A 26,710-nucleotide genomic window follows, 5' to 3' on the forward strand; every position below is an offset into this window, starting at 1 on the left:
TGAGACATATGCGATTTAAGCTTGTTGGTTGAGGATAATTTGGTATAATTGTTTGTGAATGTATGCAAGTTATTTTAATAAACTAAACTTTTAGGTGATGTATTTAACATGTTACATTTACAACTATATTCAATACCAACAAACTCTCCCCTAATTCAATCACGAGTTTATTTACCCAATTATTTATACATTTATCGTGTGAAAAAAATCAACTACATTCCGTTGATGGCCTTACTGACCATAGCAGGTGTTTCCTGCAACAACAACACGAACACAACTGGTGCTTCGACTACAGACACACTTAGTGTTTCAAACCCTTTTTATTCAGAAAGCAGTCTGCCTTTTCAGGCACCAGCTTTCGATAAAATTAAGGATAGCGACTACAAGCCTGCGTTAGAAGCTGGGATGAAGCAGCAATTGGCTGAAATCAATGCCATTGTAGAAAACAAGGCAGCACCGACCTTCGAGAACACCATCATCGCAATTGAGCAGAGTGGTAAACTACTGAACCGTGTAAATGGCGTATTCAATTTGCTTACCGGTGCCAACTCAACCCCCGAACTGCTTAAAGTAAAGGAAGAAGAAGCGCCAAAACTGACCGAAACAAATGATGCAATTTATTTGAATAGCAAGTTATTTCAACGTGTCCAAACCGTACATGCAGATCCTGCCGGAGCGAAACTTGATGCTGAATCAAGGCGATTGCTCGATTACTACCTCCAGAAGTTTGAACTTGCTGGTGCGAAACTGAATGATTCAGATAAAGAAAAGCTGAAGGCACTCAATAAAGAAGAAGCTACGTTAAGTACAAAGTTTACCACGCAACTACAGGCAGCAGGTAAAGATTTGCAAAACACGACGCAGCAGCCGAAATTACAGGGCATGGATAATCGCGCTGATCGCCAAAGACTTTTTGAGGCATCCTGGAACAGGGCGGAAAAAAATGATGCTAATGATACCCGTAAAGGTATCGCACGCATAGCTCAAATCAGGGCTACCCAGGCTAATCTTTTAGGATTTAAAAACTATGCTTCCTGGAAGCTCCAGGATCAAATGGCTAAGAGCCCTGAGGCTGTGACAGAATTCTTCAGCAAACTGGTTCCCGCGGCAACGGCTAAGGCGAAAGCTGAAGCCAAAGATATACAGGCTATGATAGATCAGCAGAAAGGTGGCTTTAGGCTGGAACCTTGGGATTGGAACTATTATGCGGAGCAAGTACGTAAAGCAAAATACAACCTTGATGAAAATGAGATCAAACCTTATTTTGAAATTGACAAGGTATTACAAAAAGGTGTGTTTTTCGCTGCCAATCAATTGTATGGCCTGACATTTAAAGAACGTAAGGACTTGCCGGTATGGCAGGAAGATGTACGGGTTTTTGATGTGATGGATCAGGACGGAAAACAAATTGGGTTATTCTATTGTGATTATTTTAAGCGCGACAATAAAGACGGAGGTGCATGGATGTCTAATATCGTAAACCAATCAAAATTGTTCAAGACCCAACCTGTTATTTATAATATCTGCAACTTTGAAAAACCTGTAAAAGGACAGCCCGCATTAATCAGCTTTGACGATGCAACTACAATGTTCCATGAGTTTGGGCATGCCTTGCATGGATTTTTTGCTAGTCAACAATATGCTAGTCTTTCTGGAGCTAATGTTGCTCGGGACTACGTTGAGTTTCCTTCTCAGTTTAACGAACACTGGGCGTCCGATCCAAAGGTATTCAATAACTACGCATTACACTACCAGACAGGAAAACCAATGCCTCAGGAATTATTGGATAAAGTAAAAAAGGCGGCTACATTTAATCAGGGATATGCATTTACTGAAGCGTTGGCAGCGGCAGATCTGGATATGCAATGGCACATTCTGCCTGCCACGGCGCCACTGCAGGACGTAGATAAATTTGAAATAGAAGCCTTAAAGAAAACGCATCTGAACTTATCAGAAGTTCCGCCACGTTACCGCTCGAGCTATTTTATGCATATCTGGAGCAATGGGTATGCGGCAGGATATTATGCCTATACCTGGACTTCTATGCTTGAAAATGATGCATTCTCCTGGTTCCAGGAAAATGGTGGTCTATCGAGAAAGAATGGACAACGTTTTCGCGATATGATCCTTTCAAGAGGAAATACTGAAGATTATAACAAGATGTTCCTTGATTTTAGGGGACATGCACCGGATATCAACCCCATGTTGAAGAAACGGGGTTTACTATAATAGCAAAAAGGCAGTGCTTCAGAACACTGCCTTTTTTATTCAGCTAATCTTCAGTTTTCAGATTGAGTCTTTTGTTTAAAGCTTCTTTGTAAGTCTGACCGATAGGAATATCTGTATCTCCAATCTTTATAAAGTTCCCTTCCATAAAATGAATCCGTTTTAATGCGATGAGGTATGAACGATGCACCCGCTGAAACTGCTGTTCGGGAAGTAATGCGGTCAGTTTATTTAAAGTACTGTAACATACTAAAACTGCTGTGGTGGTAAATACCTTCACATAATCACCCAGGCTCTCAAAAAAAAGAATATCAGCAAGCTCTACCTGTACAAGTCTGCGGTTAACTTTCAAAAAGATAGAGGTTAATAATGGATCGGTAACCTGGGGTATGCTCTGCAGCGCTGACGTAGCAGCGTCCAGACGCTGTACAGCTTTTAAAAACCGCTCATAAGTAATTGGTTTAACTAGGTAATCTAACGCTTCCAGCTCAAAGGCATCCACTGCATGCTCCTGATAGGCTGTTGTAAATATTACTTTAGGTGGTTTTTTTAGGGAGCGCAGGAAATTTAGTCCAGTGATCCCCGGCATCTGGATATCAAGGAACATCACATCTGGTTCCTGTTCATGTAGGATCTGAAATGCCTCTACAGCGTTTTTGCAACTACCGATGACACTGATTCCGGCTGCCTTGCAATGACGCTCTATAAGCTCGCGGGCCATAGGCTCATCGTCTATAATTAATGCGTGCAAGTGATTCATCGTTGAATATTAATTGTTGCTATGTACTGATCAGCCTCTGTACTGATCTCAAATTGTTGCTTAGCACCATAAAGTAATTCGAGTCTCCGCTTTACATTATTGAGCCCTATCCCACCCTGACTTATCTTTTCAGATTTTTCAAATAACCTATTACTCGTTTGAAAGGTAAGTTCATCATCATCTACCACCAGCACAATTTTAACCGGGTGTTCCAACAAGTCTTCCTGGAGCGCATGCTTAAAACAATTTTCTATAATGGGCAGAAACAATAACGGTTCAATCTCTACACTACTAGGATCTCCCTGTATACTGAAATCGATTAGATTTTGTCCCGTGTGCCTGATGCGTTCCAGTTCGAAATAATTCTCCATGAATTCAATTTCTTTGGTAAGTGGTACTTTTTCCTGTTGTTCGTAAATCACATATCGCATGATGGCTGATAATCTGGATATCAACACAGGGGCCAGTGGAGAGTTTTTAAGACTTAGGTTATAGAGATTGTTCAGTGTATTGAAAAAGAAATGGGGCTGCACCTGCGCCCTGAGATTTTCCAACTGCAGCCTGAGTTGTTCGAAATGTAATTCTCTGACTTCATCATGTTTCTGGATCAACTTCTTGACTGCACCAAGTACAAGTGTCGAAAGCAGGATGATGAGGGTATAGACAAAATTTTGGATCGAAGAACCAAAGTCGTCTGGATGTCCCATCATCAGTTTCACCTTATAGGATTGCGGAACAAATGGTAGCCAGATCATAATAAAATAGGTGATGCGAACCCAAACATCAAATACAAAGAGGTAAACCGGCAACAGTAGAACTGATAAAATCCATTTTTCACGGAATAGGATCCTTTCAAGGTAATACTTATAAAACAGCATGATAACTGGGATAAGCATGATATTGAGCAGCACATAACTCAGGGTGTGACTAAACTGTGTGAAGATCTGAATTCCCATCGCCAACGGCACCAGTACACATAGTATTAACAGATAAATAGTCTCTATCCATGCTCCTTTTTGTCTATACGTTAATGTAGCCAAATTTATCATCCTTCAAAACAACTGATTTTCTTCTTCATTTCAATACTATTTCGATGAACATCAGGTTTTACTCGCCAAACCTCTATTAGAAGGTTCATCGAGCAATAGCTGAAGTTCATCAAATAACTTTTCTACGGCGCCGGAAAGTCAGGATGTTAGCGATATGGAAACAAAAACAACTTTTACCCTCCTCCTTAGTATGCTTTGTTTGTTCATTCAGGCGGCAGCGCAGGAACAAAAAACGACAATAAAAAAAGACAGTGTACAACAACTTCAGCAGGTAACTATCCAAGGAAAAGCTCCTTTAATAACAAAGAAAGCAGGCGTGCTTACTCTTAACGTAGCAGCAAGTGCAAGTGCTGCCGGAAATCCATTATTAGAAATCCTGAGACAAATACCTGGCGTTTCGGTGATTAATGACAAAATTAGTATCCGGGGAAAAGAGGGGTTAATTATTATGATCGATAATAGAAGAACATATATGAGTGGCGATGAATTATTAAGTTACCTCAAGAACACACCTGCTGAGTCGATTAACCAGATCGAAATGATCAGCAACCCGTCTTCCAAGTACGATGCTGAAGGAAATGTTGGCATTCTTAATATAAAGACAAAAAGGAATGTGGTAAATGGGCTAACGGGTTCGGCAAGTCAGACGTTAGGATACGGCCGATATCTGAAATCTACTACCGGCGGCCAGGCTGCATATACTAATAACGCCCTGATGATTTATGGAAACTCTTACTTATCGTATTCGAAAACCGACGACACCTACATTACCCGAAGCAATAACACAACAGATGGAAGCCTGTTTACAAGAGATTACAGCACCAATAGTAACAAAAACAATTATGCGTTTCAGCTCGGACTTGATTATAAATTGAGTGCCCGTAGCAGTGTAGGTGCCGTATGGGATGGCAGCATCAGACCAGATTACGCTTTGAAAGGTATCAGCGACCTGCAAAAAACAGGTATAAATCCACAATTTTTGATTACAGATAAGCAGTCGGCTACCGATCAACGAAACAATGCAGCTAACATCCACTATAACTCGAGTAACCCAGAAAATACCGATCAATGGAATGCTGACTTAAACTACGTTAATTACGATTATTCGCTTGGATCTGCGCAGAATACTGACTACCTGCAGATTCAGGATATTTTAACTCCACAGCCGGAACGCTTGCGAAACAACAGTGTGCGCAAAATAACGGTGTTTTCAGCTAAGGCAGATTACACCCATAAATGGTTGGAAAAATTCAGTTTTGAAAGCGGGATTAAATGGAGCCGCGTACAAACAGAATCTGAGTTGGTGTATGAACAGTTACAGAATGATAAATGGATAAATGATACCGGACGAACTAATCAATATAACTTCGATGAGCAAATCTATGCGGGTTATGGAAATTTTAACGGTACCTTCGGAACCTATACTGTTCAGGCCGGCCTGCGTGGAGAATATACTGCAAATACTGGTCTTTCAAAGACGTTGCAGGATACAAAGAAAAACAGCTACCTGAAACTGTTTCCGTCACTAGTAATTGCCAATACTTTTTCAAAAAAACACACTGTTGACCTTACCTACGCCTATCGTATAGACCGGCCAACTTACAGCTACTTAAACCCGTTTATCTTCATTAACAACCCTTACAGTTATTTCAGGGGTAATCCCTACTTAAAACCACAGTTTACGCACAACTTGGAGGCTAACTACGACTACAAAAAACTCATATTTGTTAGTTTAAGCTACAGTCGCACCAAAGACCTTATTTCAGAGATAGTGGAACGGGGGCAAGAAGCGGACGTGGTGGGTGGCACCCGAACTAATTTAAACACCATGAACAGTTTCAATTTTACAGTTAATGCACCACTACATCCGGCTAAAGGATGGGATGTTAACCTTTATCTTGGAGGTTTCAGGAATTCGATAAACAACGATAATAGCTTTTCCAGTGCCCAAAATACCTTCACGGCATCCGCAAATAGTACAATTACATTACCGGCAGCAATAACACTGGATATTAATGGGTATTATCAAACGGCTATGAGCTATGGTGTGATTCGGTTAGATCCAATGTATGGATTAAATGGAGGATTCAGGAGATCATTTTTGAAGAATAAACTGAGTCTAAGACTAAATGTATCTGACATCCTGCATACCCAAAGAACGCAGTATAACTCTGAATTTGACGGTATTGTACGCTCCGGTCTTAACACCTCAGAAAGCACGGTGGTACGGGCCACTGTGAGCTACAAATTTGGAAATACAAACAGTAGAAAAGGTAGAAAGACTGGGGTCGAAGACGAACAGCGAAGAATCTAAAACAAATCTGTCCTCAGCATTGCCTTTAAAATATTGGCCTGCACGTCGAAATTATTCAGATGGTCAAGAAAACTGATATCTGAGATCTTATGGTAGTTTTCTTCCAGCAACTGAATAATTTCTGCGGGTATCGCTGTTTTTAACACCGCAGCACTGCTCTTTAAAGTGTTATTTTTAAATTCCAGTTCCTGGATAATCAGTTGTTTATCTGACAATGTATTGGAAAAATCGAGCTCTTTCAAGTCATTAGGATCACAAAACAAAAACAAGTTCCTACCGGGAAAGAATAGAAAATAGCGGTCTACCTCTATGAATTTATAGATCTCTATCACCTGCTGCCCGGATTTCAAGCCATAAAAAAATTCAGTACGAAACTCTTGTTTACACAGCAGACCCATAAGCTTTTTTTCAATAATAGCATGGGTATCAGTATATACAAGCTTGGGATCAAAGTCTATTAACGCTACAAGTTGATCTGGACTTATCGAATAGTAAAAGTCTCTGGCAAAGCGGGCGCTGAACGAGAGTATATTTTTGGCGAAAGGAAAGTCGGTACTGAGCTCAGATAATACATCGAACAATCTCCGCAGGGTCTGATTTATTTTAAGGGATTGTTTCTGCCTGGCCAGTTTATATTCCTGCTGAGTGAATACTGAGGCTTGCATTTGTGTGATTAGCGTTTGATTGAGATCTATCTCGGCATAGAGCAAACTCACATTTTTTTCGTTATTCTTTTTAATTTTCCTGAGCAGCTCTACCACACTTTGCGTAAACTGCACATGAAAAAGTTCGAGCTTATCGATATCAAGCTCCTCATTTTGTTCGAACAGCTGGTGGATAACCTGTGTCCTCAAATATATCTTATAGACCGTTTCCTCCTCAAAAAACACAGAGAGCAACTGTAAACGGTTGATCTCTGTGCGTGATTGTTTTAATATTGTAAGGTGGTGTTCATCCATTGTTTAACTTAATTCACACGAGTCACGTTTTTCTTTAACTCTGTTTCCAGAGTTTTAAGCTCCCCGTCAAGCACCCTCCTGCTTGCCGCTCCGGCTTCATGAATCTGTTTCACTTCATTCAACGTGTCAATCAGTGAAGCGGTAGTCATTTTCAGTGTTTCCAAAGATACAACAGTCTTCTCATTCTCTTTAGCTACATCGATGCTATTTTGCTTCAACATTTCTGCATTTTTTTGCAGGATCGTATTTGTAGTATCCGAGATTTTCTTTTGCATTTCCACATTGGCTTTCTGTCTTTGCAGCGCCACAGCGATGGTAAGCTGATTTTTCCAGACTGGAATTGTTGTGGATACGATAGATTGCGCTTTCTCAGCAATTGAAGTATTGTTGTTCTGCACCACACGAATCTGGGCAAGCGACTGCAGCATGATGAAACGGACAATTTTCATATCCGCCAGTCTTTTATCCAGGCGGCTGATGAAGTCCCTCAGATCTGCAATTTCATAGTCTTGATAATCTGCCGGGCGCCCTTCCATTTCAGCAAGTTTAAGGTTGAGTTCATTATACTTGAGCTGGCCGGAAATTATAAGTTCTTCCATCTGATGGATATAACCAACATTGCTGTCAAACATAGTTTGCAATGAACTGTTATCCTTGATCGAATTTAAGCGTCCCGCTTTAATTTTGTTGGTGATTTTATCGATATTATTGACCACCACATCATATTTCTGAAACAATTTTTTGGCATCTACAACTAGCTTCTTGAGAAAAGGAATCTTTGAGAGCATAGACTTCCAACCGCTTTGCTCGAGTTCAGAAACATCGATATAGTTTAACTCGGTCAGCAGTTCGTTGATCAGTCCGCCAACCTCACCGCTATTATATGTACGTACTGAAGAAAGGAAGTCGTTGCTATACTTCTCCATGGAGTTCTGTGCATCCACTCCGTAATTCAGAATAGAATTCACGTCTGAAGGCTCCAAAGACTTGGCGATTTCTTTGTATTTCTGTTCTTCTGCCGGGGTAATCGCCGTCAGATCTACGTTACCATCTTTATCCAGTTTAACTGGAGTAATTTCCTGCGTTTGAGCTGGGTTTGTTTCCATAATTTCCTGCGGTTAAGCTAGTACTATAAATAATTCTGCGTAACAGTGTTTACAGTTTCTTCCAATTTCTTATCGCGTGTAGGCTCGCCGATTGCGTTGAATTTCCATTCACCATTTTTCTTATAAAACACACCCATCACCATTGACACATGGCCTGCAAAATTTGAGCCATGTGCGATATCGTACTTGGCAAAAACTTCATTAACGCGCTTAGACGTACCTTCGTAAATCCTAATCGACGCGAAAGGTATTGTCCCGAAATCCTGTCCGCGAAAGCTATTCAACACGAATGCGACATAGCTGATTGCAGGATTTAATCTGGAAAAATCAAGTGTAATCACTTCATTGTCCAGTCCGTCATCTCCACCCATATCTCCTGTAAGATCATCTCCACTGTGTTTTACTGCACCGTCTTTAGATCCTAGATTTCCAAAATAAACCACATCGGTTAATTGCTTACTTTCACTATACATAGCACAGCTGGCATCAAGATCCACCGCCTCAACGGATTTACCAAAGCCCAGAAAGCCTTTTTTCTCTATAGCTCCCCAATTGATACCTACACAAATATTCTGCAGTTTACTACCATTTGCTTTTTCCAGACTGATACGCTGTCCTTTTTGAAGATTTATTGCCATATTTTCTATTGATATTTATTTAAATAATCCTGTAAACCACCCTTCATGCCTACACCGACAGCTTCAAATTTCCATTTTCCTTCGCGTTTGTAGATTCTTCCGAATTCTACGGCTGTTTCTATAGAAAAATCTTCTTCCAGCTCATATTTCAGCAGTACTTCATTCGTTACCGCGTCGAAAATCCGGACAAAAGAATTTCTCACCTGTCCGAAATTCTGTCTCCTTATATCGGCTTCGTGGATAGTTACCACGACACAAATTTCCTGCACACGACTGTCAGCCTTCGTCAGGTCTACCTTAATCTGCTCATCGTCTCCATCGCCGTCACCAGTCAGGTTATCACCAGTATGTTCTACCGCACCATCCGGGGAAATGAGATTATTATAAAACACAAAGTTTTCATCTGCTATTAATTTCTTCTGATCGTTCAGCATAAATACTGATGCATCAAGGTCAAATGCTGTACCTGTAGAAGAGCTGTTGGTATCCCAACCTAAACCAATTGTAAATTTAGGGGCATCGATATTTTCACGTTGTCCTTTTTGCAAGTTAATTGCCATATTAAATCAATTTATAGTTTTTATTATTCAAGTAGTTTTTAATTAAATCTAAGTTCTCACTATAAGACGCAATCGTATGGTAATTGTTACCAAGCGCCAAGTCATATAAACGGCTCACGAATGCTTCCTTGCACTGTTGCAGGAAAATCCTACAGCTGTTAGAATCGCAATTTAAGATATATTTTACAATGCGTGTATTGAAACAAAAATTAGCACTGGATATAATTGGCATCAGATCAAAAACGGACTTCACCTCATGATAATTAAGGAAATTTTCAATTTTCGGATGGATATCTCTGTTAACTAATTCTGCAAAATACAGGAGGTGCATGGGATTTTTCAGTTGGTAAGCTTCAGCCATTTTGAGAATCATTCTTTCGTGACTTCCGGTAATTCGGATATCATCAAGGAAGATCAGCGTTTTTCCTTCCAGGAAGTGGCGATCTATGTGAAAAGAATCGTTACCAATGAGACTAAGTCGCTCTTCAGCACTCAGAGCGCCATAATCCTCTTTATATGTAACCGTCCGATGTACTTTTGTTTCCTCAACAACGGGGTGCCCATGTTCGGCGAGCCAACGATTAAGTGTATACACAAAATAGTTCTTCATAGCGAAAGTGGCAGTCGGAATGAAAGCATAGGGGCTAGAAATTACGACCATCTGATCAAGCGCTCCTATCCCGGTAAGTCGGTCTCTGATGAATCCTGCTGCAAGTGCTTCGCCAAAGGCCCGTGCTTCAAGGTCATCGCCAAACTTGAATCGGCTGTACGCGTTAGGACAAAAGTCAAAATTCGTGGGGTTATCTATTTGGTGTAGCGAATAAGTTAAAGGTATCATGAGCGTAAATGAGAGATGGATAAATCGTTTGAATTGATCAGGAGGCTATGAATCCCGGCCGCCTGAGCCCCCTGCTCATCTGCCTGTGGATTATCGCCGATATGGATCACTTGATGCAACTCCAGTTCGGGATGCAGACTTCGGTCAATAGTGTCCAACATCAGCCTGAAGAATGCGGGATTCGGTTTTGAAAGCCTCACCTCATCAGAATAGAGCTGAAAATCCAGGTAGGCATCGAGCCCAAGTTCATGGAGGACTTTTCTTAAGGTTTTGCCTTTAATAAATCCTGTGTTACTTAGGAGGCTAACTGAACTTAATGAACTTGCTTTTAGTTCGTATAATACCTCCGGACATTCCGGACAATATATTACTGGAAGGTTTTCCATAACGAGCACTTCCATATCGTTGTATAGCTTATCAAGATCAACGTCTCGAAAATCGGTTGTGTATTCATTGATGATGCTGATTACCAGAAGATACATCTCATCTGCGTCAACATTTTTGCCGGTCTTTTCATTGATGGCATTAACTACGAGGTCGACCTTTCTAAACACCTGTCCAACCTCTTCAATAGATTTGTTGAAGCGATTAAAGTGTTGTTGGAAATATAAAGTCCTTTCTGTTTTAAAGGCAGGATTTGACTTAATCAAGGTAAGCCAGAGGTCGAAAGAATAGTGTTTGTAAAACATCATAAGCAAGGGATAATTTTAAGTTATGCTATTGAATTTTAATACTACCAATCAGATATTCAGGAAAAATTAAAGTCGTGTTAGTCAAAAGAAGTCTGCCTCTATTAAGATTTATCAAGCACATCTTCTGCTTCTTCTGAAACCGGAGTTTCAGTAATGTTTTTTTTAGGAAAGTTGAACAGCAGCGATGATAGTACAGGTAGGATGAATATTGCTACCGTAAAAATGGAAACAAAAAGATCAGTTTTTTCCCCTTCAATCGCTTTTGATATTGGTGATTCAGGGTAAAAATGGGTAACGAGCGAAGAAGTGAGTTTAATACCTAAAACGCCTATAACCAGGAAAGCAATGGTTTCCAGGAATGTAAACTTCTCCATGAGCTTAACAAAAGCCTGGGCTACGAAACGCATGGCAAGAATTCCTATAAATACGCCAATGTAAATGAGCCATATATGATCAGTAAAAGCGACGGCAGCAAAAACATTATCGATAGAAAAAGCAAGATCCATTACTTCAACTAGCGCCACTGTCGCCCAAAATGTACCCACAAGGCCGACTGTAGATCGGTAGATCCAGCTTTTACTTTTGTCCACTTCTTCCTCCTCTTCGTCCTGTTTTTTAGCACTTTTCTTTCTGAAATAGTCGAAAGCAAGATATAATAAATACAATCCGCCTAGCGGTTTAAGCCACCAGATTTTAACAAGCCATGCCGCCAGAAATAAACAGATACCACGAAAAACGTAGGCACCAATGATACCATATTTTAACGCTTTTTCACGCTGGCTCTTTGGCAGATCCATCACCATTGTCGCTAAAACGGCCGCATTATCTACCGAGAGCAGGCTCTCGATAACGATCAGATTTAAAATGATCAGCAGTCCCGCTTCAATGTCTTCACCCAGTATTGTATGTAAAAAATCCATAGTTTGTTTATAACAGGCCTAAGATAAAAAAATTATGCTTTCCGATGGTTGTATATTTTTTTTAAGGCAGGCATACATTTTGCAGAAGGCTCAATATCCTTAATCGTTAAATTATACGTATGCTCAAATCCGTACTCCCGCTGCAAATTTTCAGAACCACATCAGCACTGCTTTTATCTTTGTTTATTTTATCTGGTTGTCACACTAAAACAGACGATAAAGTTCTTGACAAGATTCCTGACCCTAAAACACTGAACGAAAGTTATGTGAGCAATCCCGATGGATTGCTTAGTGCCGCCACAGTAACAGAGATGAATTCCAAGCTAAGCGCATTAGACCAGGCAGGAACAGCACATATAGATGTGGTTTTTGTAAATAGTATCGGTGATCTCGTACCGAAAGAGGCTGCGACAACACTTTTTAACAAATGGAAGATTGGTGATGCTAAAACGGATAACGGATTGTTAATTCTGATGGTAAAAGACCAGCGCAGAGTGGAATTTGAAACCGGTTACGGCCTGGAAGGCACCCTTCCCGATGTAGTCTGTTATAGGATCCAACAAGAAAACATGGTGCCTTATGCAAAAGTAGAAAATTACGATGCTGCTGTTATTAACGGTGTTGATGCCGTAATTGGCGTCCTGAAGGGTGGCAGTATTGCTGCGAAAGGTAATGACGACCTGCAGGATTCCGTTGCGGATGCTGCTGATACCACCGTTGCAGCCAGTTCGCCTTCAGCAAGCCGCGATACTGCGCAATTAGATCCTCAGGTTTCAGACAATAATGTTCAAGTTGATCCCGGTGTTGTGGTTCCCGCAGATCAAACTCCCCAAACAGCTTATCAGGAACAGGCAGTGGATCCCCGCTCAACCTGGAATATCTTCACCTTAGGTATTGTGATTGTATATATTATAATTTCGGGTTTTGTATCGCGAAGAATGAAAGCGTTAACATATAAAAATCCGTTTTCAAACCCGCTGTTCTATTTCTTGGCCTTTGTTCCCGTAGTAATTGCCATTGCACTTAACATTTATTACCCGATCACAGAAGGCTGGGCAAACTTTAGAATGGTTCTTGTGCTTTATTTCTTCATGTACCTGTATGCACATCTCCATTTTTATAATCTCCGCATCCGGTTGGGAAAATCACTCCTTGGAGAATCCAGACACACACAATATCTGAAATGGAGAGAAATGTTTGCGCCTATGAGCTGGTCAAGAAAAGCATTTCCCTCACCATTTATAAATACCTACTGGTCAGAATATACGTTATTGCTGGAACAGCTGCGCTCAGACCCTATGGACTGCCCAAAATGTTCAAAAGCCATGGAAAGACTTGACGAAAAACAAGACGATAAACATTTGTCTATGGGACAACGTGTTGAGGAAAGGGTAGGTTCTGTTGATTACGATGTGTGGGTATGCGGATCCTGCAAAGATGAGCTTATCCTCGATTATAGTAACCTAGATACGAAATTAACAGAATGCCCAAAGTGTCATTTTAAGACTTTTAAGTTCACCAAAAAGATCACAACGGTCAGGGCAAGCACTTCTTTTGAAGGAGAAGGATTTATGATCTATAACTGTCTTAATTGCGCGTATGAAAAACGGGAAAAATTCACTATTGCTAAGATCTCGACTTCAAGCAGCAGCAGTAGCAGCAGCTCGTCTTCATCCTCGTCAAGCTCCTCTTCAAGTTCATCAAGTAGTGGAGGCTCTTCAGGTGGTGGTGGCGCTGGAAGTAGCTGGTAGATCTATCTTACAGCGCTCGTGCTGTAGGGTTTTCTGACACGCTGTAACATCATAGTCCTCTTTAATTTCTGCTTCTTCTTTTTTATACGCCTTTTTTAATTCCTTACGATTTAAGCCCTGAGAGAATCGCCTGATGTCGTCCTGACTTTTTAAGATAAGTCCGGGAACCTGTTTAGGTTTATGGTCATCACCAATGGCAACCATGGTAAAATAGCTGGTATTAGTGTGCTTCTTTACCTGTGTCTTAAGATTTTCAGATATTACCCGAATCCCAATAATCATAGAGGTTGTACCTACATAGTTGACGGAAGCCATAAGTGATACCAATTCACCAACTTCAACCGGTGCCAAGAAATCGACAACATCAATCGAGGCAGTGATACAATAACCGTCAGAATGTTTAGCAGCACAGACATAGGCCACCTTATCCATTAACCCCAAAATTATGCCTCCATGAATCTTACCTCCAAAATTGGAATAAGATGGAATCATGAGTTCTGTTAAAGTGGTATGTGAGGCAGATACAGGCTTGTATTCGGACATGGGCGGTTTTTTATATTGCAAGATACTTTTTTCATCGAAAAATGCAAATACAACCTGCAAAGTTCAGATTGAACTACCTTATAATGGCATATTAAAGGTAAAACATGTTTCCTCATCGGTAGAAACAACCGATAAGCTACCATGATGTGCTTCTGAGATGGCTTGCGCGATGTACAAACCGAGCCCCAGCCCTTCCTGACCAGCTTTCACGTCGCCCCTGGAAAAAGGTTGAAATAAACGATCCATGGCAGCGTCAGGGATTTTATCTCCGGTATTAGATACACACAAACGGAACTGGCCATCTTCAGTATCTGCCGATACCTGCACCGGAAGACCATGTTTTCCATGTGAAAGCGCATTACCCAGGAGATTTGAAAATAACTGTGCTACTCTGCTCCTGTCACAGCTCACCACCGCATTTAAACTGTAAAAACGATCTATTGGTGTTTCAGGCCATATAATTTGCAGCTCACTTACTACCTGATCCAGAATCACCTGCATATTAGATTCCGGAGCCATATTGATGGCTATTCCTTCCCCTAATCGTGCACGTGCAAAGTCCAGTACGTTGTCGATTAGTACTTTCATGCGATAAGAGGCGTCCTGTGCTATCGTCACTAAACGAAGCATACGTTCGTCAAGGGGCATTCTTAAAAGCAATTGCGCTGCATTAGCTATGGCACCTACCGGGTTACGCAGATCATGCCCAAGTACTGCTATAAAATGTTCACGAAGTTCGGCATTTTTCTGTTCTTCTTCCAGTTTCGACTCGCTAACAGCCAAACGCTCGGCAGCTTCAAGATGAAAGGCGATCAGTTCTGAAAACTGTCTGAACATTCCAGTAATATGCGCGTTATCAAGATTGGCGGGCTTAGGATCAATAGCGCAAAGCGTGCCAAAAAAATCGCCATTCTTTAAAACAATAGGTACCGAAATATAGCTTTGAAATCCGTATAACAATGGGGTATGGTGGTCTTTATAAAGATCGTTTGTCGATACATTGTCTATAGCAACAATCTGTTTATGTTTATGAATCTCATAACATATAGTAGTTTCAAGTTGAAGCTCCCCTCCGGGTTTCAATCCAAAGTTAATGTGATCATTTACTGCGCATGCTACCCAACGATCTTCCGTAACCCTTGCTATTGCAGCAAACCCCATCCCTGTGATCCTGCAAATAATATCCAGGATTGAAGATACCGATTCTATACGGCTAATTGCTTCCAGATCGGCTTCGAAAGTTATTCTTGATTCTGACAAATTATTTCAATAAGTAGGGTAAATATACAAATAAATAGAACTTCCAAGCCAAACAAGAATTTCAGAGAACCTTTCTTAAAACCTTATGACAGAATATGACGTATATCTAATCGCAGCAGAACATGCGCTGACAAAACATAGTATGACAAAAAACCATTCTTTTTTCAGAATTATCTGTCCGGTTTTTATACTCTGTATATTTATGTCCAAGATTGCATTTGGTAGCACCCAATATTTCCAGAAGTCGTCCCATCAAAAAATTCAGCACCAATCAATTTCATTTACAGATCCGGCAGATACTGACGAAGAGCTGAGCACAGAAAAGATGGAGTTTAAAGATTTCATGATAGACTCTTTACATGCTCAACTATACTTTTACGTTTCGAAAAAAGCACCAAAAATTACCCTCTATTTTGCGCTCCCTTTAACACATCTCCGCATTCCGATTGAGCCACCACGGTTAATTTTAAATTACTCAATTAGTTTATTTACTCATTTTAACTTTTTACCTATGCTTAATTTTAAACAGGCCAAATTTATGGCCCTATACGCCCTTGCGCTTATTATTTTAATATCCTCGTGTAAAAAAGACCGCGGAAACGATGCTGATATGATCTATCCGGGTCCAAACCAGAATTTCTATGCGCTCACATCAGACAATAAGTTATTGTTCATAAACGCCCAAAACACTTCGACTATCACTTCGACAGTAACAATTACCGGACTTCAAACTGGCGAGTTGCTACTAGGCATTGATTTCAGACCCGCAACGGGACAATTGTATGCCGCGGGTAGCAGTAGCAGGATTTATGTTGTGGATCCTAAAACAGGAATAGCAAGAGCTATCGGAACTTCCGCATTTACGCCGATACTTAACGGAACAGCAGTTGCTTTTGATTTCAATCCGACTGTAGACCGCATCCGTTTGGTTACCTCAGCAGGACAAAATCTTAGATTAAATCCAGAAACTGGTGCCGTTATGATTACCGACGGTACTATTAACGGCGTATCGAATGCGCGTGTTACATCTGCTGCTTATACCCAGAATCGTGCTGGAGCGGCAACAACAATCTTGTATGATATTGATGTTGCGAATGATAAACTACACAAACAGGATCCGCCAAACGACGGTAAACTTGTAGAAGTTGGTAGTCTGGGTATAGATGCTGAAGACGCAGGAGGATTCGATATCAGTCCTGATGGTACAACAGCCCTCGCCGCACTTTCAGTTGGTGGCAAGTCAGGCTTGTTTACGATTGACCTTAATTCTGGTAAAGCAACTAAGGTGGGCAACTTTGCATCGCAGATTATTGGCTTAGCAATTCCCACAGAGCCCGTAGCCTATGCGGTAAGTGCTAACAACGAACTCTTGATCTTTAATCCGGCAGCTATCACCCCCACTCCAGTTATTAAAGCAATAACCGGGCTACAAGCAGGAGAAATAATGTTAGGCATTGACATGAGACCTTTAAATGGACAATTATTCGGAATTGGTAATACCAGCAGAATCTATGCTATTAATGCATCTTCGGGTGCAGCCACACAAATAGGGACAGGACAATTGACGACATTACTGTCGGGTACCGATATAGGCATAGATTTCAATCCTACTGTAGACCGGATTCGTATCGTTACGAACACCGGACAAAACCTCCGAATCAATCCTGCGGACGCTACATTAACTGCTGATGTAAATCTTGGTATAACCACAGAACGTATTAACGGAGCTGCCTATACAAACAATTTTGCGGGAGCAACAACTACGGTGCTCTACGATATTGATGTTGCCGGAAGTCGTTTATTTAAACAGGACCCACCAAATGCAGGAACACTGGTCAGCGTAGGAGCTCTGGGCGTAACAATTACCGGTGCCAATGGGTTTGATATCGGTGGAACCAGCGGACTTGCCTACGGTATATTTACAGTTAGCAATGTGCAGAAGATTTACACAGTTAACCTAAGTACCGGCGCTGCTACTGCAGGTGCTACATTCCCTCAGCCTGTGCGCGGCTTTACACTCGGCCTGGGATTCTAGAACACTGGCTATTGTTATGGTTAGGCGTAACTTATGCGCCTAACCCTGACTAGCCTGATAGATAAACCAAGCATTAAGCAATACGTAAGCCACAACTAATACCTGTGCCGATACGAAATCAAGGCGATTTGCCTGCTTGATTTTATCCTTTTTGATCAGTCGCAATGAAAATGCCGTAGCTACGATAATACCCAGAATAAATATGAGCGTAATGCCATGGAGTGTATCTACTAACGTAAATGTTGTTGACTCTGGTAGTGAAGAATCGATAATATATTTATTACCGATCACAGCGAATAAAGCACCTACGCTGAGACCAAACCTGGAATCGATACTATCTGTATGAATGTAGAAACACATATACGCGATTAGGAAAGCCACATACATCCCTAGAAACATCTTCCAAAACAGCCCCATTGCATCTCGCTTAATAACAACTTTAACCTTGTAACTGCTATACTCAGTATGAGGTTTCTTAACTGTCGGATCGCCAAAGGCAGTTTCATAAGCCTTTATGCCTGAACTGATGTTCAAGCTGTCTACCTGCCATCCCCGAAGTGCAAATCTAGGATCAAAGTGCTTACCTAGCGTATCAGGAACGAACATGAGGTCTTTCGAATCAAATTGAGAATTTTCTAAAGACAAGCGCAGACGTTGCTGATCAAAAGGAAAATTGTCTATTGCCCAGGTATCTTTCATCACGCACTGAATCTTCATCAACAGATAAATCTGGCCGTTCACAGTATCAGTAGTCGAAAAAGACTTGGTGACTGATTTAGCAGCAGGAATTTCCAAATTTTGCATGAAATCAAAATCTTTATTACGGTATTTTAGCCATAACCAGAAGTTAATTGTGTACTCTTTTTCCTTAAAATCTATGTCGTGAATGCTTGTAATATAAATTCCTGTAAGCACAGAATCTGGTTTCGCCTCTTGCGCGTTTGCAAGGGAAACTGAAAAAGTCGCTATAAAAAGCAAGTAATAAAAAAATAACTTTGTTTTCAAGATATGATGCTTAGTTTAAACTGATTTCCCCTAAACTTAAGCAATATATAAAACAATGTTGCAGCAGATTGTCGGTTATTAAAAATTACGCTACGCGCACGTCATTTTCCATAGACAAATCAAGTCTCAGGTTAAGCGTATGCATCACTACTTTGGCTAGATCCTGAAGGATATCCAGCTCCTGCGCACCAAAAGTCCGTTGCTTGGTATCTGCGATGGAAAGCGTTCCGATAATCAAGTCATTCGGTGTTACTAACGGAATACTTGCATAAAACTTAAGGCCAAACTCTGCGGCGATCATCGGATTGCTTAATAAACAGTGTTCTGTTTCGCCCTTATGCAAGATCATCGGCTCCGCGTTGGAAATTGCTATGGTGCAAAGACTGGTGCTTCGGGGAAAGGTATTGCCTTCCAGCCCAACTTTTGCTTTAAAAAAGATTTCAGTTAAATCTACCATAGATAAAAGTGCAATTGGCACATTAAAAACTTTTGCTGCAGTTTCAACGATCTGATCAAAAACGGGTTCGGCACTCGTATTTAAAATTTCGTATCGATATAACTCTGCTAACCTGGCTGCTTCCTTGGAAGGTACCGGTGTAGTGATGTCATTGGTATCCATATCTTTCAATTGTGTGTCTTCAAATATAAACGGCTTTAAAGGCCATTCAGATGTTATTTGTACGTTCAATAAACCAAGGGATAGACAAATGTACTGATAATGAAATCATTAAAAACATAGTAAACTAAAAATGGATGAAATGAACAGAACAAAATCATCGATTATTTTTGGTTTAAAACGCTGCAACTTTCTTGTAACTTCCCGGTCTAATCTCCTAAGTGAGCAACCAAAATGCATATAGTTTAACTGATCAGCAACTTGTATCCCAAATACTCGCAGGTGATACGAAAGCATATGCCCTATTGATAAAAAATACCCAAGGACTAGTGGCACAACTGACCTTTAAAATGATAGCCAGCCCCGGCGATCGCAAGGATCTAGCTCAGGACGTATACCTTAAGGTTTACAAGAACTTAAAAAGTTTTAAATTTCAATCTAAACTGTCTACATGGATTGGACAAATTACCTATAACACCTGCCTCCATTACCTTGAAAAGAAAAAACTGGTGTTATTGGATGCTTTCCTCGAAAATGATAATGAGGACCCCGATGTTCTGGAAAGCTTGCAAATTAAATCACAGGATGTTTACCAGAATGACACCGAAAAGCTGGTATTCAGCAGGGAATCAGCAGAAATTCTGAAAATGGAAATTGAGCGCCTTCCGCCCATGCAGAAGTTGTTAATTACCTTATACCACCAGGAAGAGCTAAGCTATCAGGAAATAGTAGATATTACGGGCTTACCAGAAGGAACAATAAAAAGCCATTTATTTAGGGCGCGAAAAACTTTAAAGACAAATATTTTAACAAACTATAAAAGAGAGGACCTATGAAATTAACACACCTTTCAGAACAAGAAATTCAACGCTTTGCTGAACTGGGTTCTAACAATACAGAACTTAACAGTCACGTTGCAGAGTGCCAAGACTGTCAGTTGTCAGTGGAAAACTATCAATCTATGTTCAAAGCAATTGAGGAAGCAGAAGTTCCTATTTTTGATTTTGATCTCGCAGATCTGGTATTGGCCCAACTGCCACTAGCTAAGCCTCAATATGCCTGGTTGCCGGCGTTAGCAGCATCCCTATCCGTGATCTTCAGCGCAGCGCTTGTTTTTTATTACGGTTCTTCAATTCTTGAGATTTCCAGGGGCATATCGCCCATATGGATATTGATTATTGTATGCCCGGCAGTCATTATCACTGCATTACAATTTTTTTCTGTTTATCAGGACTACAGTAAAAAATTTAGTATCCTGAATGAACATAATCTTGCAACCTAACCGGTTAAAACCGGTCTAATCTGTTATAAATTAATATAAGAAAATGAAAAAGATATTCACTGTTACTCAAATCCTGATTTGCACTGTACTTTCTGCAAATGCCCAACAACCACACTACACTGTGCTTGAAGATCGGGAGATCGCACACAATTTGCTAAACTCTACCGTTATTATCCTAATTATGATTCTAACTTCAACATTTATCCTGAAGTTGATCAGACTGTTCATGAACGATCGGTTGAGAAGGTCAATGCTTGAAAAACAAACTCCAGAAAACATCATTGCGAAGCTTTTGCCACAGCAGAAGCAGGAAAAAAACTTGGCGATCAAATGGTTTTTCTTATTGAGTGCTATAAGCATCGGATTGACAGCAACTTACCTCACGCAGCCAATTGGTATTCATTCAGTTCTGATCATGTCGTTAAGTGCCGCCTTAGGCTTTTTCGCCTACTTCCTATTCATCAGGAACGCAAAAGATTAATAGCTGCATACCCGATAAATTCGGAAACTTTAATCTTATTCAAATGAAAAACCACAAAACGATACTTCTCGGAAGTATAGCATGGATAGTTACGTTCGTATTTTCCTGCAGCACAAATAATGTTGAGACTTCAGTCTCAATTCATGACACCCCTGGGGAATACACATTCGATGCAAGTTATGATCGATCTCAAACCGCTTTCGTTTACCGCTACCTTGACTCTTGTTTTGCTCCTGAAAAATCGCTTAGCGAACACTCCACAACAGAGCGCCATGTTCACTTAAAAGACAACACTATTTTCGATATTAAGACTGCAGAAGGTTCCCTTCATATAGAGATAGACAAAACGAAAAACTCCCGATTCTCAATTGCCAGATTAAAAAAAATCTGCTCGGGGATTAAACTCAATACGAGTAAATAAAACTTAAACAAAATATGCTTATGAAAATAATATTTAAGGTCATTTTGACCTTATGGCTTTGCTATGCCTCAAATCTTGCCTTTAGCCAGGCAACTCAAATGCCACAAAAAGCTAAATCTGACACCTTGAAATTAAAAGAAGTTGTAATCAGTGCCCAACGTAAATTTATACAACAGAAAACAGACCGGACAGTGATAAACGTAAGTGCACTGATCAGTACCGCCGGCACTAGCGTATTGGAAATCCTGACACTTGCGCCTGGAGTGTCTGTTGACCAAAACGGTACCATCACTATGAAGGGCAAGCAGGGCGTTATGGTCTTAATCGACGACAAGCTTTCCTATTTATCAGGAGCAGATCTAGAAGCTTACCTCCGTTCCCTGTCTTCAGATATTGTACAGGAAATCGAGCTGATGACAAATCCGCCCGCTAAATATGATGCATCTGGCAATGCCGGCGTTATCAATATCAAAACAAAAAAACAGCAGGTTAAAGGATTTAATATTGGTGTTAACTTATCCTTAAGACAAACCAAAGTTGCCGCCACTAACAATAGTATGGACATGAATTTCAGAAAAGGAAAAGTTAACGTTTTCGGAAATTTCGCGTATACTATACGGAATGGCTACGCTGACGTTAATATCTACAGGCAATATAAAGATGAGGTAGGAAATCCGTTAAACAGTTTTAATCAGGACACACATTTTCAGCGGAGAGGTTATGGATTCCTGGCTACTGCCGGAGCCGATTACTTCGCTTCTGAACATACGACATTTGGGATTGCGGTTAAAGGACTCAGTCGATATCCTGAAAACCTAAGTACGAGTATCGGACATATAAGCAACTCAGCTGGAGCCGTTATTAGCACTATAACATCGGAAAACCACGAGAAAGGAAATTTCAAAAATGGAGGACTGAACTTGAATTATAGACGCACCTTCGACAATAAGGGCGCTGAACTGAGTGGAAGTCTTGATTACCTAAATTACACAACACTAAATAATCAGAACTTTAGCGCCCAAAGTTATGACATCGCTCCCCTTTCTCTAGTTCATGATTCGCTATTTGGCCACCTGCCTTCTGGAATCAATATATATGCTGGAAAAATGGATTTTTCCCAAACACTCGCGACCGGTTGGAAGCTTGAATCGGGAATTAAATCCAGTTACACCAACTCGGATAACCTGGCAGAATATTTCAATGTAGTTGCACAGGCAGAAATCCCTGATTATGAAAAAACAAATCATTTTAAATATCAGGAATCTATAAATGCTGGATATTTAAATCTAAACAAAGATTTTAAGCGTTTAAACATTCAGGCAGGATTGAGAATTGAGCAAACTTCGGCCAAAGGACACCAGTTCGGTAATATCCAGAGGCCTGATTCCGCGTTTCAAAGAAATTACCTTAATCTTTTCCCAACGTTTTATGCACTCTATAAAATCGACAGCACAGCGATGCACCAGGTTAAATTTAACTATGGACGACGCATAGACCGACCATATTACCAGGACTTAAATCCATTTATTTCCCCTCTGGATAAGTTCACCTATTATGTAGGAAACCCCTATTTAAAACCCTCTTTTTCAGACAACTTCGAATTAAGTTATATTTTTAAAAACAGACTAACCATGAGTACCCATTACAGCTCGAGTCATGATGCAGTAAACGAAACAATTGAGATTGCAAATGGCAATTACTACAGTCGCCCAGGCAATATTGGTAACGTGCAGGTTTACGGAATTTCTGTAGATGGAAATTACGCGCCCACCAGGTGGCTAAGTCTTCAGTTGAACGGGGAGCTATCAAATATCAAGTCAAAAAGTGATTTTTATACTGGCACATTAAATACCAGCGGGTATTTTACTTACCTGCAGGCATTAATCCAGCTTAGTGCCGGCAAAGGTTGGAGCGGACAACTTGATGGCAATTATCAAAGCAGACAAACCAATGCCCAGTTTCTCACGGCAGCGAAAGGCCGGTTAAATGCAGCCCTGGCAAAGAAAATATCTGCCAGCCTTCAGCTTAAAATCAGTGTTAGCGATATTCTGTATACAAATATTAATAAAGGGACGATCAACAATCTGAAGAACACGGAAGCTACGTATAAAAACCTTGGCGATACCAGAGTAGGAATACTGTCTGTGAGCATGCGGTTTGGCAAAGCCGTTAAGGGACAGCGCAGACACGATGCCGGCAGTGCTGACACTGAACAAGGAAGGGTAAAAAATTAGTTTGGCCAGGTTTTAGCTATTTCACAGAGATGAAAAAATTAACGTCTTTCATGTCTCTTATCAACTTAACTACGCTAGTACTTTTTTTCTTGCCGACCAGTCTGTTAGCTGGTGGATTATCATCTTTTCAGGAACGCACACCATACGACAATACGGTATATTATGATGGCTCTGCAGGAAGCCCGGTCACCTTCATGTTTGGAGCAACAAGCCGGGCTTCTGAAGCAATAAGTAAACAGGCGACGCAAACGGCCTTCAGCGATTTTTATTTCTACAAGGGTTATGTAATCGCAGAAACTGATACATCATTTACTGTAATTAATGAAAAACAACCAAGTGTTAATTTTTTTAATGATCAGTCCTCATTTGATGCTTACCTTGATGCAAACAATCTACGTCCAAAGATCTGGACAAGGTGGTACAATAAAAATTACGACGAAGCAAATTTTAAACCACTTAGCTTCATGGCATTTTATTATTTCCCTGTTTCTATTTTTATAATTGGCTTGACGATATACTTTACTATTTCCATCAGAAAAACAAAAAATAACGCTTACAAATCCTTTAAAAAGGTATACTTAATTGGTCTTGTTGTTTTTATTGCCTTTGTTTACTTCCTTCAGGTATTCCCACAAAGCTTTTAATAGTGATTGTGACCAGGTGCACATATGTTAATGATCCGGGTCATTTAAAACCACCCTTGTTTATCAGACCTTTGAATCAGCAAATGTATTGATTAAACCAAAGATCATGAAAACATTACTTTTTCTAACAGACTTCTCGGAAAATGCAACACACGCTGCAGACTACGCCTACAAATTGGCCAAACAGCTTAGGCTAAAAATGCTGATTTGCCATGCTGTAAATGCGGCGGCAGAGATTCCGCAAACGGGCTTTGTAACCTGGCCGCCAGAGATTGACGAAACCCTGCTAAAAGAGAGCGTCGAAGAGCTTAAAATCTTAAAAAAGAGACTGGAACATACAGACCGTACGGATGGCTTCCACCCGATTGTTAATTGCACGAACGGACTTGGTTCACTGATAGATGTTGTTGATCAAGTTGCTACAAGACATCAGATTGCACTTGTAGTGATGGGTACACACGGAAATAGTGGCATGAGCGCACTTCTTCTGGGAAACCACAGTAGATTTATGATTAATGGAACTAAACTGCCACTCCTGCTTGTGCCACCAGATGCAATACCGGTACGTATTAAAAAAATTGGATTTGCTTCGGACTTTAGGGATCTGGAAAAGGATCTGAAAAATATATACAATCTGGTTCCATTCGCACGCATGCTGGATGCAGAAATTTTACTGGTGCATATCTTCAAGGAGGGAGAATCAAAAAACTGCATATGGGACCAGTCATTTCTAAAACAGATCGCGGACAAAGCCAACTATCCTAACATTTTTTACAGGAATGTTATCCAGAACGATACATTAAAAGGTTTAAGTTGGATCAGTGAATTTGGTCAGGTTGATATGCTGGCTATGGTACACAAAAGTTCGGGCTTTATGGCAAATCTGGTAGGCAGTAGTCACACACACAAAATGGCCGGACAAACTATTATCCCTCTTTTTGTTTTTCCTGGAAGGGACTAAGCAAGGAGATGTGGCCGTTGTTGATAGGTTTTCCATAGAAATTCCCCAAAGATTGTGTTTGCCCAAGCGAACCATGACCGCGTAAATTTCGTTGCGTCGTCTCTATGAAACGACTCGTGCATAAAACCCGTACCGCCATGGGTACTTTGTAGCATTTGGATGCAATATTTAATTTCTGCATCATCTGTGCTCGTTAGCCCACGGGCAATTAAACTTAATGGCCAAATCATGTCTTTACCAACATGCGGCCCGCCAATCCCTTCAGCTGCCTTACCTTTATAGTAAAAAGGATTGTCGGCAGATAATACCATTCTGCGTGTATTTTTATAAATTGGATCATTTAAAGAGACAGCCCCAAGGTAGGGCATTGCCAGTAAACTTGGAATGTTAGCATCATCCATTAAGTTATAACTACCGAAACCATTGATTTCATACGCATAAACCTTTCCAAATCCAGGATGCTCAACAACAGCGTGTTTTTCGAGGGCTTGTTGTACTTCTTTCGATAGCGCAAGTAGCTCTGCTGCCAAAGACCGGTCTTTGGCAATAATTTTCACCATTTCTGCAGCCTGCGTTAAACTAATCACAGCGAAAAAGTTCGCAGGGATCAGGAAAGAAAATACCGTAGCATCATCACTAGGCCTGAATGCCGAGCAAATCAATCCAACGGGCTTAACCGGATAACCATAACCCGCCATTGGAACGCCGTCAGTTGCCCAGGCAGTGTTTCGCTGAAAGTGATAAGGACCGTCGTTTTCTTTCCGCTGCTGTTCTTTAAAAGTTTTAAGAATTGTTTTTATCGCCGATAACCAGTTCGCATCGAACGGGGCAATATCTCCTGTTTCTTTCCAATAATGATATGCCAAACGTATCGGATAACATAACGAATCTATCTCCCACTTGCGTTCGTGTAAACCAGGTTTCATGTCGGTCAAATCATGGGCCCACTCACCAACCTTAGTTGAATTTCCATAAAAAGCATTCGCATAAGGATCTTTGAGAATACAATTTGACTGCCTGTTGATCACGCCTGCAATAAGGTTTTTAAGGTTGACGTCTTGCTTCATGAAAGGAAGGTACGGCCATACCTGCGCACTGCTGTCACGCAACCACATCGCGTCAATATCTCCTGTGATGACGTAGGTATCCGGTTTTCCATCATGGAGATTATAAGTAACTGTAGTATCAAGGGTGTTGGGAAAGCAATTGTTAAAGAGCCAGGCTAATTCTTTATTATTGACTTTAGCACTGAACTCTGCGATAGCCTTTTCAATCGCATTACTGGTAAATCTCCGATTCGAAAGATGTGTTCGCACTACCTTATAATCCGGCAAAGTAGCGAAGGACGATAGCCTGCTTCCTAATATCCCAGCTGTTAATACAGTAGTCTTTTGTATAAAGGATCTTCTTTTCAT

The 26,710-nt window shown here is 40.7% G+C and carries 25 protein-coding genes; 11 read left to right on the plus strand and 14 right to left on the minus strand.

All coding sequences use genetic code 11. From position 1 onward, the window contains the following. Window positions 1-198 precede the first annotated feature (198 nt). A complete protein-coding gene (locus CLV32_RS00840; RefSeq protein ID WP_208110931.1) occupies window positions 199-2,229 on the plus strand; it encodes a M3 family metallopeptidase in 2,031 nt (676 codons plus the stop codon). A 43-nt stretch (window positions 2,230-2,272) separates the two neighbouring features. Here CLV32_RS00840 and CLV32_RS00845 read toward each other — a convergent pair whose 3' ends face one another. Then, window positions 2,273-2,986: a LytR/AlgR family response regulator transcription factor gene (locus CLV32_RS00845; RefSeq protein WP_133551443.1), complete on the minus strand. Its 714-nt coding sequence runs from the start codon at window positions 2,984-2,986 to the stop codon at window positions 2,273-2,275. Then, window positions 2,983-4,026 (minus strand): sensor histidine kinase, encoded by a 1,044-nt coding sequence (locus CLV32_RS00850; RefSeq protein WP_166641851.1) that lies wholly within the window; start codon window positions 4,024-4,026, stop codon window positions 2,983-2,985. The genes CLV32_RS00845 and CLV32_RS00850 overlap by 4 nt, the downstream gene beginning before the upstream one ends. 163 nt (window positions 4,027-4,189) lie before the next feature. Here CLV32_RS00850 and CLV32_RS00855 point away from each other — a divergent pair, with 163 nt between their 5' ends. After that, on the plus strand, window positions 4,190-6,349 hold the full coding sequence (locus CLV32_RS00855; protein WP_133551447.1) for a TonB-dependent receptor domain-containing protein: 2,160 nt from the start codon (window positions 4,190-4,192) through the stop codon (window positions 6,347-6,349). On the opposite strand, the gene CLV32_RS00860 is transcribed toward CLV32_RS00855, so the two are convergent. The 7 genes from CLV32_RS00860 to CLV32_RS00890 all read right to left on the minus strand — a co-directional run bounded on the left by CLV32_RS00860 (window position 6,346) and on the right by CLV32_RS00890 (window position 12,062). Beyond that, window positions 6,346-7,308: a hypothetical protein gene (locus tag CLV32_RS00860; RefSeq protein WP_133551449.1), complete on the minus strand. Its 963-nt coding sequence runs from the start codon at window positions 7,306-7,308 to the stop codon at window positions 6,346-6,348. The two genes, CLV32_RS00855 and CLV32_RS00860, sit on opposite strands and share 4 nt — an antisense overlap. A gap of 8 nt (window positions 7,309-7,316) precedes the next feature. After that, the gene (locus CLV32_RS00865; protein ID WP_133551451.1) at window positions 7,317-8,414 is read right to left on the minus strand and encodes a toxic anion resistance protein; all 1,098 of its coding nucleotides are present in this window, start codon (window positions 8,412-8,414) and stop codon (window positions 7,317-7,319) included. 23 nt (window positions 8,415-8,437) lie between these two features. Further along, window positions 8,438-9,052 (minus strand): TerD family protein, encoded by a 615-nt coding sequence (locus CLV32_RS00870; protein WP_133551453.1) that lies wholly within the window; start codon window positions 9,050-9,052, stop codon window positions 8,438-8,440. Between the two features lie 5 nt (window positions 9,053-9,057). Continuing rightward, a complete protein-coding gene (locus CLV32_RS00875; RefSeq protein WP_133551455.1) occupies window positions 9,058-9,612 on the minus strand; it encodes a TerD family protein in 555 nt (184 codons plus the stop codon). 1 nt (window position 9,613) lies between these two features. After that, complete coding sequence (locus CLV32_RS00880; RefSeq protein ID WP_133551457.1) at window positions 9,614-10,450, minus strand: phosphoribosyltransferase family protein; 837 nt, start codon at window positions 10,448-10,450, stop codon at window positions 9,614-9,616. Next, window positions 10,447-11,142 (minus strand): HAD family hydrolase, encoded by a 696-nt coding sequence (locus tag CLV32_RS00885; RefSeq protein WP_133551459.1) that lies wholly within the window; start codon window positions 11,140-11,142, stop codon window positions 10,447-10,449. Before CLV32_RS00885 ends, CLV32_RS00880 begins: the two co-directional genes overlap by 4 nt. Window positions 11,143-11,243: 101 nt before the next feature. Beyond that, window positions 11,244-12,062, minus strand: coding sequence for a TerC family protein (locus tag CLV32_RS00890; protein WP_133551461.1), 819 nt, complete (start codon window positions 12,060-12,062; stop codon window positions 11,244-11,246). A gap of 119 nt (window positions 12,063-12,181) precedes the next feature. Between CLV32_RS00890 and CLV32_RS00895 the strand changes: the two genes are divergently transcribed. Beyond that, the gene (locus tag CLV32_RS00895) at window positions 12,182-13,813 is read left to right on the plus strand and encodes a TPM domain-containing protein (protein WP_133551463.1); all 1,632 of its coding nucleotides are present in this window, start codon (window positions 12,182-12,184) and stop codon (window positions 13,811-13,813) included. Here CLV32_RS00895 and CLV32_RS00900 read toward each other — a convergent pair. Together CLV32_RS00900 and CLV32_RS00905 are read right to left on the minus strand one after the other, a co-directional pair. Next, complete coding sequence (locus CLV32_RS00900; protein ID WP_133551465.1) at window positions 13,781-14,356, minus strand: acyl-CoA thioesterase; 576 nt, start codon at window positions 14,354-14,356, stop codon at window positions 13,781-13,783. The two genes, CLV32_RS00895 and CLV32_RS00900, sit on opposite strands and share 33 nt — an antisense overlap. Window positions 14,357-14,434: 78 nt before the next feature. Then, the gene (locus CLV32_RS00905) at window positions 14,435-15,616 is read right to left on the minus strand and encodes a GAF domain-containing sensor histidine kinase (protein WP_243732203.1); all 1,182 of its coding nucleotides are present in this window, start codon (window positions 15,614-15,616) and stop codon (window positions 14,435-14,437) included. A gap of 202 nt (window positions 15,617-15,818) precedes the next feature. Here CLV32_RS00905 and CLV32_RS00910 point away from each other — a divergent pair, with 202 nt between their 5' ends. Beyond that, on the plus strand, window positions 15,819-17,651 hold the full coding sequence (locus tag CLV32_RS00910; protein ID WP_243732204.1) for a DUF4394 domain-containing protein: 1,833 nt from the start codon (window positions 15,819-15,821) through the stop codon (window positions 17,649-17,651). 39 nt (window positions 17,652-17,690) lie between these two features. On the opposite strand, the gene CLV32_RS00915 is transcribed toward CLV32_RS00910, so the two are convergent. Continuing rightward, window positions 17,691-18,656 (minus strand): ligand-gated ion channel, encoded by a 966-nt coding sequence (locus tag CLV32_RS00915; protein WP_133551467.1) that lies wholly within the window; start codon window positions 18,654-18,656, stop codon window positions 17,691-17,693. 85 nt (window positions 18,657-18,741) lie between these two features. Further along, complete coding sequence (locus CLV32_RS00920; protein WP_133551469.1) at window positions 18,742-19,344, minus strand: GAF domain-containing protein; 603 nt, start codon at window positions 19,342-19,344, stop codon at window positions 18,742-18,744. A 149-nt stretch (window positions 19,345-19,493) separates the two neighbouring features. Here CLV32_RS00920 and CLV32_RS00925 point away from each other — a divergent pair, with 149 nt between their 5' ends. From CLV32_RS00925 to CLV32_RS00955, 7 genes are all read left to right on the plus strand, one after another. Next, window positions 19,494-20,108, plus strand: a complete 615-nt coding sequence (locus CLV32_RS00925) for an RNA polymerase sigma factor (RefSeq protein WP_133551471.1) — start codon at window positions 19,494-19,496, stop codon at window positions 20,106-20,108. Continuing rightward, window positions 20,105-20,554 carry a hypothetical protein gene (locus CLV32_RS00930; RefSeq protein WP_133551473.1) on the plus strand — a complete coding sequence of 150 codons (450 nt, stop codon included), beginning with the start codon at window positions 20,105-20,107 and terminating at the stop codon, window positions 20,552-20,554. The genes CLV32_RS00925 and CLV32_RS00930 overlap by 4 nt, the downstream gene beginning before the upstream one ends. Before the next feature lie 43 nt (window positions 20,555-20,597). Continuing rightward, window positions 20,598-21,035: a hypothetical protein gene (locus CLV32_RS00935; RefSeq protein WP_133551475.1), complete on the plus strand. Its 438-nt coding sequence runs from the start codon at window positions 20,598-20,600 to the stop codon at window positions 21,033-21,035. A gap of 43 nt (window positions 21,036-21,078) precedes the next feature. Continuing rightward, window positions 21,079-21,456 (plus strand): hypothetical protein, encoded by a 378-nt coding sequence (locus CLV32_RS00940; protein WP_133551477.1) that lies wholly within the window; start codon window positions 21,079-21,081, stop codon window positions 21,454-21,456. A gap of 20 nt (window positions 21,457-21,476) precedes the next feature. After that, window positions 21,477-23,690 (plus strand): outer membrane beta-barrel family protein, encoded by a 2,214-nt coding sequence (locus CLV32_RS00945; RefSeq protein ID WP_166641852.1) that lies wholly within the window; start codon window positions 21,477-21,479, stop codon window positions 23,688-23,690. 29 nt (window positions 23,691-23,719) lie between these two features. Continuing rightward, window positions 23,720-24,334: a hypothetical protein gene (locus CLV32_RS00950; RefSeq protein WP_133551481.1), complete on the plus strand. Its 615-nt coding sequence runs from the start codon at window positions 23,720-23,722 to the stop codon at window positions 24,332-24,334. A 106-nt stretch (window positions 24,335-24,440) separates the two neighbouring features. Further along, a complete protein-coding gene (locus tag CLV32_RS00955; protein ID WP_133551483.1) occupies window positions 24,441-25,295 on the plus strand; it encodes a universal stress protein in 855 nt (284 codons plus the stop codon). On the opposite strand, the gene CLV32_RS00960 is transcribed toward CLV32_RS00955, so the two are convergent. After that, the gene (locus tag CLV32_RS00960; RefSeq protein WP_133551485.1) at window positions 25,292-26,710 is read right to left on the minus strand and encodes a glycoside hydrolase family 125 protein; all 1,419 of its coding nucleotides are present in this window, start codon (window positions 26,708-26,710) and stop codon (window positions 25,292-25,294) included. The two genes, CLV32_RS00955 and CLV32_RS00960, sit on opposite strands and share 4 nt — an antisense overlap.

It is taken from the genome of Pedobacter duraquae (assembly GCF_004362245.1).
In the GTDB taxonomy this organism is placed as follows: Bacteria; Bacteroidota; Bacteroidia; order Sphingobacteriales; family Sphingobacteriaceae; genus Pedobacter; species Pedobacter duraquae.